The organism is Winogradskyella sp. PC D3.3 (assembly GCF_054366245.1).
The window spans coordinates 2,041,630-2,057,364 of sequence record NZ_CM135962.1 but is presented as its reverse complement, the minus strand read 5'-3'; the positions used below and the strand labels follow the sequence as shown (position 1 = coordinate 2,057,364).

Below are 15,735 nucleotides of genomic sequence, written 5' to 3'. Positions count from 1 at the left end.
AAAAAACGCCTAAGAAATTCTCTAAGGCGTTTTTTAGTGATGTTTAAACACTAACTAAAAAAAACATCTCCAACTATATTTTAAACGTCATTACAGGTAAGGTTGAATGATTTGCGATATCCTCAGAAACACTACCTTCAAAGAAATGCGATAAGCCTTTTCTACCATGAGTTGCCACTGCAATGAGGTCTGCTCCTATCACATTCGCAAAATTAAGAATCCCTTTTTCTATGGAATAATCTGACACCACGTTAACTTGATTCACATTTTTTAAATCTCCTTCTGCTTTTTCCATAAACAGCGATACACGTTTATCAATCTCAGAAGAACTTCTAAAGTTTCCATCTGGTGAATTCACATATACCAAATGCAACTTAGTCCCCAATAAATCAAAAGTTTCTTTGGCTTTTAAGTAAGGCTTAACGGTCTCTTCAGAAAAATCACAAGCAAAAACTGCATTTTCAAAATCCATTAAAATCGGATTATGTTTAATAACCAATACCGGAACATCAGAATGACGTACTACTTTTTCAGTATTAGACCCTACAAATACTTCTTTTAGTCCACTTACTCCTTGTGAACCCATAATTATTAAATTGGCTTGATGCTCTAAGGCCACATCATTCACTTCACTCCAAACTTTAAAATGTTTTACAATTGGAGTTACTTTAAGGCCTTCTAAATAGGGTTTATCTAAAAAGCTTTCAAATTTTTGTTCGGCAAGTTTTAAATAAAACACAGCTTCTTGATTTAAAGCTTCACTTGCAGAAGAAATAATTGCATTAGACAATTCTAACATGTGTAATACAATAAGTTCCGATCCATACTTTTGAGCTAAACTCGCAGCAGCTTCGAGTGCAAATTCTGAATGTTCTGAAAAATCTACTGGTACAATTATTTTTTTCATTTTTTGTTATATTAAATAGTCATTGAAAACAACTGAGTTTCGGGCTTTTTTCTTTGTAATAATAAATCGAAAGCCATACATATATTTCGTATAAATGCTTTTCCTTTTTCGGTAACAATTACTTGTTTAGGTTCAAATTGAAGTAAACCATCCAATTCAAATTCTTTTAATTTTATAAGCACTTCTGATAATTCGTCAAATACTAAGGTGTTGCTTTCCCAAGACGTTTCAAAATTACACATTAGGTTAAGGATGTGTTTTCTAATCACTAAATCTTCAGTATTTAAAATATGTCCTTTAAACACCGGAATAATATTGTGCTCTAATAAGTGATAGTATTCTTCATTCGATTTTACATTTTGTGCAAAACCATACCAACTATCGCTAATTGAAGATACCCCTAAACCAATCATAGCTTGTGTTTTAGAGGCTGTATACCCCATAAAATTACGATGTAATGTTTTATTTTCCATTGCTTTATAAAGGGAATCACTTTTTAAAGCAAAATGATCCATACCAATCTCTACATAACCTGCGTCTTCAAAACGTTGCTTTCCGGTTTCGTATTGTTGACGTTTAGATTCTGGAGACGGTAAATCGTCCTCACTAAAACCACGCTGTCCGTTTCCTTTTATCCAAGGCACATGCGCATAACTGTAAAATGCAATACGGTCTGGCATTAACTCCTTTGTTTTATTGATAGTTTCAATAACATCAGCTTCAGTTTGAAATGGCAATCCAAAAATAATATCGTGACCTACAGAGGTATATCCTATTTTTCGTGCCAAATCCGTAGCTCGTTTTACATTTTCAAAAGGCTGAATACGGTTTATAGCTTTTTGAATGCTAAGATTATAATCTTGCACTCCATAGCTCACACGTCTAAATCCTAAATCATATAAGGTTTGTAAATGACCTTCCGTGGTATTATTAGGATGACCTTCAAAACTAAACTCATAGCCTTCCGCTAAATTTGCATCCCGTAATAATTCAGAAATTAAATACTGAAGATGCTCTGGAGAGAAAAATGTTGGTGTTCCACCTCCAAGATGTAATTCTTTAATTTTAGGTTTACGACCTAATACCTCCAAATACAAACTCCATTCTTTTAAAACGGCTTTTATATAAGGTGACTCGACTTGGTGACGTTTTGTAATACGTTTATGACAACCACAAAAGGTACAAAGACTTTCGCAAAACGGTAAATGAATATAAAGGCTTAAGCCTTCCGAACTATTACTTTCTTCAAAAGATCGCTTTAATGAGTCTTTCCATTGCGCTAAAGAAAAAGTATCTGAATTCCAATATGGAACTGTAGGATAACTCGTATAACGAGGGCCTGCAACATTATACTTATTAATTAACGACTGACTCATTTTTTATAAAGATTTGACAGTCAAAATTAGTCCTATGTGTTCTATTAAAATATGACATTTATCATATTGATTAAAATAGTCTAATGAAGAATATCCGATGTGCTTGCTTAAAAACTTTTATCTACTTAACTTTACTAAAATATTTAAATCTTAACTATGAAAAGTACAAAGTTCTTCTCATTATTAGTTGTTATTGCACTAGTAATCACCTCTTGTAAACAAGACAAAAAAGAAACCAAAACAGAAGCAACAGAAACTGTTGAAACGGCAATAAAATATATTGTTAAACCAGAAGCAACGACTGTAAAATGGACGGCTTATAAGACCACCGATAAATTACCTGTAGGTGGCGAATTTGCAACTTTAAATTTTGAAGACAAAGCAGGTGCAACACCACAAGAAGCGTTAAATAACCTAGAATTCTCAATTCCTATTAGTAGCTTATTTACTAAAGATGATTCTAGAGATCAAAAATTAAAAACGTCGTTCTTTGGAGCTATGTTAGATACAGAATTTTTAAAAGGTACCATTAAGTACGCTAATGACAGCTATGTGGCAAGTATTACGATGAATGGTGTTACTTCAGATTTACCTTTAACGGTTAACATTACTGATGAAAGACGTGTTAGCATGACAGGCACAATGGATCTTAAAGAATGGGATGCACTCGGAGCGTTAGAAACGTTAAACAAAGTATGTTTCGATCTTCATAAAGGAGCGGACGGTGTGAGTAAAACTTGGGAAGATGTTGCTATTGAAGTGAACACTTATTTACGCGACAAATAATTTCCTTAGCATTTTATAATCTGATATCGTTTACCACAAGTAGCACCAAATAAATTAACAATAGTCGTAATTGCGCTATTGAAACGTTGTTTACTTCATTACTTTGGATGCGGTATTACTTTTTTTTATATTAAGTACATATGCCAATAGTAGCGTAAAACCTATTATTGGCATTTACTTTTATACATCATGATTGACTTAATGATCTCACTGTTGTTATTGATCTAAAGTATAAGCAATACTAGTTAAACTTAAAACCATATCATGAAACATTTAAAATTTATAGTATTGACGTTTGGTGTTCTATTTGAAACGGCTTGTAAGGACACTAAAATCAAACAGTTACTGAAACCGACGTTTTAAACGTTGAAAACATTGCCCCCACCTAAGCGATTATCCATCACCTTATCCCCAAAAAGTGGTAGTCGTGTTGAAGGCACTATTAATTTCACACAATTAAATGGCATGGTATCTATGGTTGGTATGGTTACAGGTTTAGAAGAAGGTGACCATGCTATTCATATCCATGAAAAAGCAGATTGTTCAGCAGATGACGGTACATCTTCTGGTGGTCATTGGAATCCCACCGAACATCCACATGGTGCTTGGGGATCTGAAACAGGATATCACAAAGATGATATAGGTAATCTTACCGCAAACGTTAATGGACCTGCTACCATAACTAAAATAACAGACAAATGGTGTATAGGTTGTGGAGATGAAACTAAAGACATCTTAGAAAAAGCCATTATTGTACATATTGGTGTCGACGATTTAAAAACACAACCTACAGGTAATGCTGGAGCTCGTATTGGTTGTGCAGGTATTATAGAATAAACCTCATGTAACAAACAAAAAAAAGCGACCTGAAACTCAGATCGCTTTTTTTGTAAACTAAATCTTAATTTTAGTCTTACTTGTTAGTGATAATAGTTAACTCATCTACAATATGTTTTGCATTAGAGTATTTATCAATTAACCAAAGGACATATCTAATATCAACATTAATGGTACGTTGTAAGTTAGAATCGAAAATAACATCGCCTGCCATAGCTTCAATATTTCCATCAAAAGCTAAACCAATTAACTCCCCTTTTCCATTAATAACAGGCGAACCAGAATTACCTCCAGTGATATCATTATCCGTTAAGAAGTTGACTGGTAATTCACCAAATTCATTAGCGTAACGACCGTAATCTTTCTTTTCGTAGATATCTAACATGCTTTGATCTAAATCAAACTCACTATCATTCGGCTTGTATTTTTTAATCATACCTTTAAACGTGGTATAATTATTTACTTTAGCATCATTTCTTTTATCTGCTGGTAACGCTCTCACTTTACCGTATGACAAACGTAAGGTAGAATTGGCATCAGGATATTGTATTTCGCTTAATCCAGACTCACGTAAACCTTGAACTAATAATCTAAACGCCGCTTGAAAATCATTTTCTGGCTGCTCTAAACTTTCAGGACGTTCTCTGTATTTTTCTAATATCTGACTCGATAAAATATACAAGGGGTCGTTAGCTAATACTGTTGCATCAGGATGTTTCATAAACGCTTCAACTTTTTCTTTAGAAGCAAAAATGCTTTCTTCAAAACTCGCATTTATATACGCTGTAAAATCATTGTTGTTTTTGTTTCCAATTTCAGATACAATCGCAGGCAATTCATAGTTAGATTTTGAGGCATATAAACCTAATTGCTTAGCATATACTTCCTTTTCTAAAGGTAAATAGTAGTCTTTATATTGCGACTCAATTAAAGCTTCAATTCTTGGCAACACCTCAGCTTGCTTTGCTTCATTTTGACTTGCATAATATTCTAAACTTTTTCCTATACTATATGGTAATACAGCAAATTTACTAGAACGCAACATCCCTAATAAATAATTACCATGTTTAGCCTTTTCATTTGTTAAGCTGTAGTAATCATTAATGTTCTTAATAACAGCCCCATATTTATCTCTATTTTTTTTCTTCTTAGCCCATTTAGCGAATTTCTTTTCAGTTTTACGTTTCGCCTTGACGGTTTTATGTGCTGTTAAAGCATCAATCATACCTTGACGATTCTTCCAATAATTAGCTATACCTGCATATTTAGAAGCATACATTAAATCGACTTCTTCACTTTCATCCATGTATTTTTTCATCACATCCATGCTTAATTTTGAGCCTTCAACCCAAGCAGGATAAGCATACTTCACATTTTGCTCTACACCAGAGGCTGGCATCCAACGATTGGTACGACCAGGATAACCTAAAATCATAGCAAAATCGTTTTCTTTTACACCATCAATATTAACAGGTAAGTGATATTTTGCTTTTAAAGGCACGTTATCTGTAGAATATTCTGCAGGGTTTCCGTCTTTATCGGCATAAACTCTAAATAATGAAAAGTCACCTGTATGTCTTGGCCATTCCCAGTTATCTGTGTCACCACCATATTTACCAACGCTTTCTGGAGGAGTTCCTACCAAACGCACATCGTTATAATCTTCGTAAACAAAATAGTAATATTCATTACCTTGGTAAAACGAACGTACTGAAACCGTGTATTTACCACCTTCGTTATTTTCTTGTTCAATTTTAGCAATTTCTTTGTTTATAATAGCTTCACGCTCTTTTTCGCTCATACTATCATTAACAAGAGATAGAATACGTTTAGAAACATCATCCATTCTTACAAAGAAGCGCACATACAAGCTTTCTGGTTTCAATTCTTCTGCCAATGAGCCTGCCCAGTACCCATTTTTTAAATGGTTTTGTTCTGCAGTAGATAATTCTGCAATAGCACTATAACCACAATGGTGATTTGTTAAAACTAAACCACTATCTGAGATAATACTTGCGGTACAACCTCCATTGAATTGTACAATAGCATCTTTTAAACTTTGGTTATTGACGCTGTAGATTTCCTCTGCAGTTAACTGTAAACCCATTTTTTGCATATCGCGATGGTTTAAGCGATCTATATGCATTAAAAACCACATGCCTTCATCTGCCATTACCGACGATACTGATATAATAAAAGCAATAATTGTAAGCGAAATTTTCTTCATGTTTTGTTGTTTTGAATATGGCTATAAAAGTACTGAATTTTAAACATGATTTAAGACTTAAAAAATGTTAAAACAGTGTTATAATTAAGCCTAATAGCCCTATAGACGTCATAATACATAGCCAACTTTTAGCGCATAGCTTTGTGCTGGATTCCGTAAGTGATTGAATTACGACTACTTATTTTATGCGAAAACCCCCTAACTTTAGGTACATAAAACTAGTTAATTTTTGGTAACTTTAAAACCAAACAACATTGCTAAACTTCTGCCATTCTGAAAACAGAAAGGAATAAAGGAATCTATTTCGTCTTATATAACACATCGTTTAGCATAAAAACTAACTTATATAAAAATATGACCATAAAAATTAATTGGATTACAGAAGGTTTAATATTTGGTATCATTATGCTCATATTCTCAAGTATTCTTGATGTCATTACAGATGATTTTACTTTTGATCGCTTTTGGATAAGGATTTTAATATGGTTGACTGGAGGCTTGGTCTATGGATTTCTAATGCAATTAATAAGACGAAGAAGAGCTGCTAAATAGAACCGTCTTAAACTAAAATTTGGATTTAACCTTGCTCAACTCAACATTAGAAAGCTCTTCAATATCTTAAAAACGAACTGAATCGCATAAGTGCCAACCAATAACTAAAAAAGAAGGCTACTCCGAAATTTAGAAACCGGAATTCGAAGGCAAGCACCGCAATTTTGGAATTTAATAACCCTCAGTTCTGAATAATTGAGCAAACCAAGTTTTGGAAATGAAGGTGATGGCTTCTAGATTATAGCAATCAAGATGACTTAAATACAGTCGTTTTGAGATTATTTGAACTTATAACCTTTCTAAGAAAAATTACAGCGCAAGCTGAACCTCTCATAACTTAATAAAAACAATATCCTTAAAATCTAGCTATTTTATTACGCGTTATAATATACTTGTATTGTTTTTAGGTGAGTTTATCACAAAGAGGAACTATTGCAAAATGAATTCTACAGATTGCACTTCACTTTTTTAAGTATAATTCTAGGGATAATTGGATGTGATCTTCGTTTTTAACATCACTACTCGACCTGCAAAAACCTAGAAACAAGAGTGGTATTAAAATTTTGATAATGAAATAAATTGATGCTTTTTCGATATAAAAAATTAACTTTGAACTTTCAAATTATACGGTATGAATCCATCGGCTAGCGGCTGGATAAAAAAATTACTCAATCAAGTTTCAGAAACCATGTATTCTCAAACTGAATCTGCTGTGTTTTATAATAACTTAAAACGCGCTGGATTTATATATGGGAGTAATATTAAAGTGGTATTAGATATTGTTAAACCCTTTGAACTTAGTGAAGAGGAACGTTGTAAAACTAATTTACTTCTTACCTTCTACTATATTTATAATAAGGAAAAGCCCGAAGTACAATTTACAGAAAGCCTCATTAGATATTATAAGTCTATAAGTGACCAAAAGCGTTCGTTTTTTGAAGATTTATTTAGTGATAATTCTCCAGATAGTTTGTTGGAGAAAATCATTCATAAGCGCATACATATTGATGATAATTTTATTACCAAAAGTTTTAATTATTTTTTAATTAATGCCCTTTTATTTGTTGATATTTTAGGCTATCAACGTTTTTTAAAAGATGAAAACAACATAAAAAGCTATGTTGAGAATCTTGAATCTGCATTAGAAACGATTGTGTTCTCGGTAATTGAAAATAAAACCGCGAAGTCAGAGTATGATGAAAATCTTATTAAATTATTTGAAGCTTCTGTTCGTTACAAAAATGCAGAACTTCTTACCTATACTGAGGCAATTGCAATTATTAATGATCCTCTAGAAAAACTTTATGTCATAGATTTAGTCTGTATGGCATCATGGACGGATAAGATTATAGATAATGAAGAACATAATTTTTTAAATCAGTTAAAAACAGATTTAGCTATCGATCATACCATCATTGTAAAATCGGTGAATGACATTAATCTATTTTACGATGAACACAAAGGTGAAGTCGCTTTTTTAAGTTCTAAGAATTTAGCACAAAGTTTTTATGATAACAGTAGTAAGGTCGTTTCGAAGCTTATTAATCGAAACAGTAAACGCTTAATTAAAGAATTATCTGAAAGTAAAGAAGCTTTATATCTATTAACACAGTCTACACAACGCAATCTAACGGACGAGGAACAGAAGAAAATTCAAACGCAACTCATAGACATCTTTAAATCCATACCGAGTTTAGCCATCTTTATGTTACCTGGCGGTATGCTGCTTTTACCATTATTTATCAAATTTATTCCTAAGTTATTACCTTCAGCTTTTGACGACAATAGAATAGACGATAAGGATTAAGTTAAGTATGAGTTTTCCGAAATGAACTCTGAATTATGAAGCACATTTTATTTCTATTAATAATCATAGTCTTTATGAGTTGTGCTGAAAAACAACATACGGAATCTGAGCAAATAAAAACATACTATAACGGCTATAAAAATTCGGATTACAAACTGATAAAAAAAGTATTAGCTGATAGTCTTACAACAGTCTTTGGAGACTATACCACAACCTACTCACATCAGAGTTATTACGAACAATTTAAATGGGACTCCATCTTTAAACCCGATTATGAATTAGTTGATTTAAGCTATGAGGATGGACAACTTCTTGCGACTGTTTCTATGCGTTCTTTAAAACTTGAATTTTTAAAGAATAACCCAATGAGCTGTCGCTATCAGTTTCAATTTACAGCAGGAAAAATATCAAGAATCAAAGAACTAGATTGTAAGGATGTTAATTGGACCGTATGGCAAAATGAAGTGAACGCTCTTGCCAATTGGATTAAACTTCATCATCCTGAAATGGATGGCTTTATTCACGATTTAAGTATGAAAGGTGCTCTAAATTATGTAAAGGCTATTGAATTATATAAAAACCGCGAGGTCGATTAATACTACAATTAGCTTTCCTGTCTTTATTCAAAAATTCAACTTTATTTCCCTTTAGCATTAATGTAATTTAGAACAGCCTCTTTAGTCGTATACCAATTGCGCCCTTCTTTATGCGCATCTATTTTACCTTGACGTGCCAATAAACTGACATATTCTTGGCTATAAGGCACCGCTGGTTCTTCAACGATATTAGAAATCGCCTGATAATCGTTATCAGAACCCGGAATAGCACTCATATACATATTTATTGAACGCTCACAAGCCTGAGCCATTAATAACATCAGTTTACTATAATTTCCTTTATTAGCTTGATTTAGTGCTGCGTAATATTTAGCTCTATCATTAGTAAGAATGATGGCTGGGGGAAAACCATAGCGCATCAATAATAAATTCATGGCAAGCCGAATGGTACGACCATTACCATCAAAAAAGGGATGAATCCATACAAATTTATGATGAAAAACCGTGGCCAACTCAATAGGATTAAGCCCTTGTGGATTTGTATTAATATAGTTTATTAATGTATCTAAGTATTCTGAAACTTTACGAGCGTTTGGAGGTATAAAATTAGCACCAGAAATACGAACAGCAGCGTTTCGTAAACTCCCTGCATACTCATCTTCTATAGAACGCAATACCAAACCATGAAGCTCTAAAACATCTTTAGCATTTAAAACATAATCATTCTTAACTAAAGTATACAACTTATGTATAGCCGTTTCGTGGTTTTTAGCTTCAAAATGCTCTCGTAATGATTTTCCTTTTATGGTAATGCCTTCTTGTAAAACCAATTGCGTTTCTCGTAAAGTTAAGGTATTACCTTCTATACTGTTACTATTATAGGTCCACTCTATGAGAAGTGATTCTTTAATATTTTGCAATACAATATTAGGCAATGGTCTAGCTGCATTTAAAACCTTTACCTTGTCTAATAACCTACTAAAAGTAGATTCTAAATCGTTGCGATATGCTGTATTAACGTCCCACATATCACAAAGATACAACTTTTATCGGTTACATCTAATTTTAAACCTATCCGATATTACTCTAACCAATTTTTAAAATCTTTAACACGTTCCCTAGCAACTATAATATCTTGTTCGGTGAAACGGTTGAGTTTTATTTGAAGTCGGGAATTGGTATAACTCACCATATCTTTTATGGCATTGATATTCACGTAGAACTTTCTACTGATTCTGAAGAATATATCAGGTTCTAAATCCGCTTCTAACTCATCTAAAGTCGCGTCTAAAAGATAATTACGGCCTTCGGTGGTAAATGCATAAGTGCCTTTATTTTCACTATAAATACATTCGATATCTTCAATATTAATAAGCTTTAAATGCTGACCAACTTTTACCGAAAAGCGTTTTTTGTACTCGCGCTCTATCGGATTCACCAATAAATTTTTAATATCATTAAAATCTAAGGTAACAGATTGTTTTTGAGGTAATCTGCCTTTATATTTTTCCACAGCAGTTTTTAAGTCCTCATCATCAATGGGCTTTAATAAGTAATCAATACTATTTAGCTTGAAGGCTTTTAAGGCATATTCATCATAAGCCGTTGTAAAAATCACAGCCGATTTTATATCGATAGCTTCAAAGATTTCAAAAGACAAACCATCACTCAACTGAATATCTAAAAAAATCAAATCTGGATGCTCATTATTTTGAAACCATTCTATAGACTCTTCAACCGAATGTAACATGGTTTCAGCATTTAGATCTACAGCTTTTAACATACGTTGTAAACGTCTTGCTGATGGTTTTTCGTCTTCTATTATAATTACATTCATTGCTGTTTATTTTGGTAGATTGACACTTATTCGTAACGATTGGTTTCCTGAGCATCTTTATCCATCAGCTCTTTAATCTTGCGTTCTTCCCAATTTTTTCCAAATAATAAACTTGGAAGAAATACAGAAGCAGCATGTGCTAACACACCAATTCCCCAAAATGAAAATGTGATAAAATTACGCCATTGAAAATAGCTTTCGCCATCGCTTAAATTTTCAATATTGATAAAAACAAAGATGAGATTAACAATAATATAAATGGTTAAATGCGTGTAAAACCCTTTGAGTTGTTTCACTCTTTTTGCGGCAAACTTGTAACGTTCATTTTGCAAAAAATTATTAGTGTTGTTCATTATTTCCAGTTTTTATTGTCTTTATCCATTAACTCTTTAATCTTGCGTTCTTCCCAGTTACTTCCTAAGAAAAAACGAGATCCAAAAACTCCCACAAAATGAAAAGCAAGTCCTATTCCCCAAAAAAATGCGGTTGAGAATGTTCCGAAGCTAAAAAATTTCACACCACTAGAAGTTATCAAAATGATTAGAAATACATTTACAATCACATAAGATGCTAAGTGCCAGTAAAAGCCTACTATTGCTTTTACTCTTTTTTTAGCTCTTAAATAAGTTTCTTCTTTTTCCCAAGCGCTCTGAGTATTACTATGCTCGAAGGGTTCTATATTATTTTCCATGATATTAAGAATTAATTCCAACGTTGTTCTTCCTCTTCGCGCATAAACTTTTCAATTTTACGTTTTTCCCATCCATTACCTAAAACACCATCATTGACATACACTTTATAGGCATGAAATGCTAAGCCCATTCCCCAACCTAACATTGGAAACCAAAACCATTGGATGGTATGTGGTGTATAACGAAACCAGATAAAAATTAAAAATGGTATAACAATGCAGTAGGAGATTAAACTATAATAAAATTCTTTCATCTCTTCAACACGTTTACGTGCTCTAATATATCTGTCGTCAAATTGTGTTTTAGGTTCTATGGTTCTCATGATTGATACTTGTTTTGTAAGCATTGGAATTGCTACTGCAAAATCCTTTTCTCTTTGATTAATGTTTACTTTTCTATTGGAAAGTAATTGGTAACGTTGCTTTATGTTTTCTAAACCAACACCTGTACTCTTTTTTACAATTTGTTTAAGCTGAAGATTGTTCATCACCACTAAATAATTATCATCTTCATATATTTTGATATGCAAAGGTTTACTAGATGTCACCATATTATGCTTTACCGCATTTTCTAATAATAGCTGTAAGGATAATGGCACTACTTTACTTTCTGGATTTGATGCCTTATCCGGAATTTCGAAAATGATACTATCCTCAAAACGCATTTTTAGAAGCAACATGTAGGTTCTGGCAAAATTTAACTCTTCATCTACCGTTACCAATTCTTTACTCTTTTGCTCTAAAACGTAACGGTACACTTTAGATAAAGAGGTGGTGAATTTTTGTGCATTCTTAGGATTTTCCTCAATTAAACTCGTTAATACATTTAAGCTATTGAATAAAAAATGGGGATCTAACTGATTTTTTAAAGCATCAAACTTGGCACTTGCCGTACCAGCAATAACCTTTTGTTCTTTTATTTTATTCTTCTGATAGCGGTTATAGAAATAAACGATATGAAAAACAATAACGATGCTTAATGTAATCCAAATACCAAATGAATAAGCTTGCCAGGATTCCTTTTCCATAAACACATTAAAGTCCGTTCCATAATAAAACACAGATGTACCAGCTCGTAAGAAAAACAGACCAATTAAAGTAATAAACGTACTGCCAATAATTCCTAGTATGATTCGCTTTATATAATTACTTTTCTCCCAATTTCGCCGTTCCATATAATCGAAAAACGCCATATTAGAATAGCCTAAAACAAAGGCATAGAGTTGATAAAATCCAAATTGAATACTGAAGTCATTAAATGAGTCATAATTAAAACCATCAGATAAAAGATTACCTATTACAAACACCACACATCCAATGGCGAAGGTTAGCATTATTTTTTTTAATGACTTCATCATAATTTATTAGGCTTTACAATCTTTAGCAACAGCTACTGCGCGTTCTTTTCCCCAATTAGGGTGTAATTGACTCTCTGGCTTAAAGGTATCAAAAAGATCAATGGATGCTTCTATGTCTTTACAATAAGGCGCTGTATCTTTTCCAAAATATTTTGCACTTCCTATAGCCCACTCTGCCTTACCTAAAGCTGCTCTTGGATTTGTAGGATCTAAAGCTGTAGCTTTATCATACAACTCCGCTATTTTAGCTCCGTATTTCATACCGTAGGTCATACCATCAAACGCCACCCAATTGGTAAAAACTTGAGCCTGCATAACCAGTAATTCTGTGTTATTTTCACTTTTTAACATAGCTGCATCTATATGTTGCTGCGCCTCGTCTAATTGCGCTTTTAAAACTGTAGCATCTTTTTCTGTCCAACTTTTTAGGCTATTAATCTGAGCGATATAATAATCTGGCAACCATTCTTTTGGTTCTGCTTTTGCAATACGCTCAAACATATTTTCGGCTTCGTCCGTTTTATTAGCTTGCCAAAGTTCAAAGGCCTTTAGCATGCCTTTTTCAAAATTGGTTTGCGCTTGTGTTAGTGGCGTAACAAAGAGCATTGTGATAATAATTAGATATTTCATGTGTCTTTGATTTTTAATATTATAAGGTTATTTCAATCGTCTTATCTGCTTTTATTTCAAATTTAGCATCCTTCCATTTTGGTGGTCCCATAAACCCCGTAGCTCCATTTGAACAGCCATAATCTTCTTTGGGAATATGCATAAAATTAGTATCCATTTTGCCATTATCATTTTCATCATGAAAAACGGAAACCGCATAAGTACCATCCGGAATCCCTTCAAAAGTTACGGTGCAACGTTTATTTTCAATAGCACTTATAGTACCTTTATAGTTTTCCTTTAAAAATTCGGTTTCAGAATTATAAAGGGCTATAAACATTTTACCTTCGTTGTTATCGGCTTCAACCACAGTGACTGTAAGAGTATGTTTTTCTTGAGCTTCTAAGTGCAAACTGACAAAGCTAATCAAAGTGATAACCGTCATTTTTACGAGTATATTCATGGTATATGGTTTTGTTTGATACAAATATCGAGTACATGTCCTGGTAAAAAAAACACAAATAACCGAAATGTCATTTTTTAATGACGAATTGTAACTTCTAAAACGACAAGTTACAGCAATATAATGCATTGTTACTTCTAGCCTTAGCGCCAAAACCCCATTATTTTATTTTGCAAGGCCACTATGCTAAGGTCTATTCGATTTAATTTCCTAAATTTAGATACCTGAAATAAATTTTAAAACATATATAGAGGTGTTAGCTATAATTTGAAACCATAACAATATTGAGAAAAAGAAAGAAAATAGTTATAAGTATATTAACCATTCTAATAATCGGATTTTTAATACCACAGCATTTAAAAATGCCGGTTAAAGGAGCTACAAAATCGGACTATAACTCTAACTCATTTTGGTTTTATCCTTGGGGAAAATCGGTAACACATAAAGGAGTTGATATTTTTGCTAAAAAAGGCACTGAAATCAATTCTGCAACTTCTGGTTTCGTTTTATATTCTGGAGAAATAAGTAAGGGCGGAAAAATTGTATTGGTACTTGGTCCAAAATGGAGATTACATTATTATGCCCATTTGAATGCCTTAAAAACAGCTTCGTTTTCTTTTGTGAACCATAACTCAATAATTGGAACGGTTGGAACAACTGGAAACGCTTCTGGAAAATCACCACACTTACATTATTCTATTTTAACAATCGTTCCATATGTTTGGAAAATTGATTCAGACAAACAAGGTTGGAAAAAAATGTTTTATTTAAATCCAATTGAATATTTAAAAATATAAACAATATGAAATATAAATTACTAGTCGTTATCACATTAATAGTTACGCTTTCAACAACAGCTCAGAACCTTAATGATGAATCAATAATGGGAGAATGGGTCACAATTAATGTTGAAATCCCTAACCCAGAGAACGCCCGTCAAAAAGAAGCCTCAAAATTAATGACCGATGCTTTTTTAGGCTCAAAGTTTAATTTTAAAGGAAATAAAGTTTTTAAAATAACCTATGGCAAAACAACAGACGCTAGAGTAAAAGAATTGTTTTTTCTTGACAATCAAAATTGGATCATTGAAAACGATCAAATTAAAATTGGAATGAATAATGATTATTCTTCAATGCACATTATGTTTCAAGAAATCAATGGTAAAACTTATTTTTTACTTCCAATGATGCGGTTAGAAATGGAAAAAATCAGTAATGACACACCTTCCAAACCAAAACTCATTACATCAAAAAAAGAAATTATAGAACCCGTTGATTATTCAAAATCAGAATTGGTACTTAAAGAAATTGATGCCTCTCAAATCATAGAATATAGCCTCGTTGAAAATCCACCACTCGCTCCAGACTGTAAGGCGAAATGGAGCTTAGAAAAACGACAAGAATGCACGCGTAATTACATCAATAGATTTGTTTCTAGAAAATTTAATACAGATTTAGCAGCAGAAGTTAAAGTAACAGGGAAAATAAAAATAAATATCGAATTTGTAATTGATACAAACGGAAAACCCGTAAACATTACAGCAACTGGTGGCCCCGAAATTATGAACCAAAATGCCAAAGACGTTATCGGATTACTACCCGATTTGGCACCAGGAACACAAAATGAAAACCCTGTAAATGTTTTATACAAAATGCCACTAATTTTTCATATTGTAGATTAAAACCTCTTAGAAAACTGGGCAATATAAAAACGTATAAAATCAATAAT

Annotated in this window: 17 protein-coding genes; 7 read left to right on the top strand and 10 right to left on the bottom strand. The window is 32.7% G+C overall.

Annotated features, from left to right (window positions below; all coding sequences use genetic code 11):
- Positions 1 to 73 precede the first annotated feature (73 nt).
- A complete protein-coding gene (locus ACXGSQ_RS08870; protein WP_458629253.1) occupies positions 74 to 907 on the bottom strand; it encodes a universal stress protein in 834 nt (277 codons plus the stop codon).
- An 11-nt stretch (positions 908 to 918) separates the two neighbouring features.
- Positions 919 to 2,283, bottom strand: coding sequence for an oxygen-independent coproporphyrinogen III oxidase (gene hemN, locus ACXGSQ_RS08865; protein WP_458629252.1), 1,365 nt, complete (start codon positions 2,281 to 2,283; stop codon positions 919 to 921).
- Between the two features lie 156 nt (positions 2,284 to 2,439).
- Between hemN and ACXGSQ_RS08860 the strand changes: the two genes are divergently transcribed.
- Both ACXGSQ_RS08860 and ACXGSQ_RS08855 read left to right on the top strand, forming a co-directional pair.
- Positions 2,440 to 3,069: a YceI family protein gene (locus ACXGSQ_RS08860; protein ID WP_458629251.1), complete on the top strand. Its 630-nt coding sequence runs from the start codon at positions 2,440 to 2,442 to the stop codon at positions 3,067 to 3,069.
- Positions 3,070 to 3,435: 366 nt separating this feature from the next.
- Positions 3,436 to 3,906, top strand: a complete 471-nt coding sequence (locus ACXGSQ_RS08855; RefSeq protein WP_458629250.1) for a superoxide dismutase family protein — start codon at positions 3,436 to 3,438, stop codon at positions 3,904 to 3,906.
- 76 nt (positions 3,907 to 3,982) lie between these two features.
- Here the strand turns inward: ACXGSQ_RS08855 and ACXGSQ_RS08850 are convergent, their stop codons facing one another.
- Positions 3,983 to 6,133, bottom strand: a complete 2,151-nt coding sequence (locus tag ACXGSQ_RS08850) for a S46 family peptidase (protein WP_458629249.1) — start codon at positions 6,131 to 6,133, stop codon at positions 3,983 to 3,985.
- 354 nt (positions 6,134 to 6,487) lie between these two features.
- Here ACXGSQ_RS08850 and ACXGSQ_RS08845 point away from each other — a divergent pair, with 354 nt between their 5' ends.
- From ACXGSQ_RS08845 to ACXGSQ_RS08835, 3 genes are all read left to right on the top strand, one after another.
- Positions 6,488 to 6,685, top strand: a complete 198-nt coding sequence (locus tag ACXGSQ_RS08845) for a hypothetical protein (RefSeq protein ID WP_458629248.1) — start codon at positions 6,488 to 6,490, stop codon at positions 6,683 to 6,685.
- Positions 6,686 to 7,316: 631 nt separating this feature from the next.
- Positions 7,317 to 8,492 (top strand): LETM1-related biofilm-associated protein, encoded by a 1,176-nt coding sequence (locus ACXGSQ_RS08840; protein ID WP_458629247.1) that lies wholly within the window; start codon positions 7,317 to 7,319, stop codon positions 8,490 to 8,492.
- Positions 8,493 to 8,527: 35 nt separating this feature from the next.
- Positions 8,528 to 9,088 carry a hypothetical protein gene (locus ACXGSQ_RS08835; RefSeq protein WP_458629246.1) on the top strand — a complete coding sequence of 187 codons (561 nt, stop codon included), beginning with the start codon at positions 8,528 to 8,530 and terminating at the stop codon, positions 9,086 to 9,088.
- A gap of 41 nt (positions 9,089 to 9,129) precedes the next feature.
- On the opposite strand, the gene ACXGSQ_RS08830 is transcribed toward ACXGSQ_RS08835, so the two are convergent.
- From ACXGSQ_RS08830 to ACXGSQ_RS08800, 7 genes are read right to left on the bottom strand one after another with little or no spacing between them, the layout of a single operon-like run.
- The gene (locus ACXGSQ_RS08830) at positions 9,130 to 10,077 is read right to left on the bottom strand and encodes a Fic family protein (RefSeq protein WP_458629245.1); all 948 of its coding nucleotides are present in this window, start codon (positions 10,075 to 10,077) and stop codon (positions 9,130 to 9,132) included.
- Positions 10,078 to 10,130: 53 nt separating this feature from the next.
- Positions 10,131 to 10,886, bottom strand: coding sequence for a LytR/AlgR family response regulator transcription factor (locus ACXGSQ_RS08825; protein WP_458629244.1), 756 nt, complete (start codon positions 10,884 to 10,886; stop codon positions 10,131 to 10,133).
- A 26-nt stretch (positions 10,887 to 10,912) separates the two neighbouring features.
- Positions 10,913 to 11,239, bottom strand: a complete 327-nt coding sequence (locus ACXGSQ_RS08820; protein WP_458629243.1) for a 2TM domain-containing protein — start codon at positions 11,237 to 11,239, stop codon at positions 10,913 to 10,915.
- On the bottom strand, positions 11,239 to 11,577 hold the full coding sequence (locus tag ACXGSQ_RS08815; protein WP_458629242.1) for a 2TM domain-containing protein: 339 nt from the start codon (positions 11,575 to 11,577) through the stop codon (positions 11,239 to 11,241). Before ACXGSQ_RS08815 ends, ACXGSQ_RS08820 begins: the two co-directional genes overlap by 1 nt.
- An 11-nt stretch (positions 11,578 to 11,588) precedes the next feature.
- On the bottom strand, positions 11,589 to 12,935 hold the full coding sequence (locus ACXGSQ_RS08810; RefSeq protein WP_458629241.1) for a histidine kinase: 1,347 nt from the start codon (positions 12,933 to 12,935) through the stop codon (positions 11,589 to 11,591).
- 6 nt (positions 12,936 to 12,941) lie between these two features.
- A complete protein-coding gene (locus ACXGSQ_RS08805; protein ID WP_458629240.1) occupies positions 12,942 to 13,565 on the bottom strand; it encodes a tetratricopeptide repeat protein in 624 nt (207 codons plus the stop codon).
- A gap of 19 nt (positions 13,566 to 13,584) precedes the next feature.
- Entirely contained in the window at positions 13,585 to 14,007 is a 423-nt protein-coding gene (locus ACXGSQ_RS08800; protein ID WP_458629239.1) for a DUF2141 domain-containing protein, read from the bottom strand.
- A gap of 284 nt (positions 14,008 to 14,291) precedes the next feature.
- Between ACXGSQ_RS08800 and ACXGSQ_RS08795 the strand changes: the two genes are divergently transcribed.
- Both ACXGSQ_RS08795 and ACXGSQ_RS08790 read left to right on the top strand, forming a co-directional pair.
- On the top strand, positions 14,292 to 14,804 hold the full coding sequence (locus ACXGSQ_RS08795) for a M23 family metallopeptidase (RefSeq protein WP_458629238.1): 513 nt from the start codon (positions 14,292 to 14,294) through the stop codon (positions 14,802 to 14,804).
- 5 nt (positions 14,805 to 14,809) lie between these two features.
- Positions 14,810 to 15,688, top strand: coding sequence for an energy transducer TonB (locus ACXGSQ_RS08790; protein ID WP_458629237.1), 879 nt, complete (start codon positions 14,810 to 14,812; stop codon positions 15,686 to 15,688).
- The last annotated feature ends 47 nt before the right edge of the window (positions 15,689 to 15,735 follow it).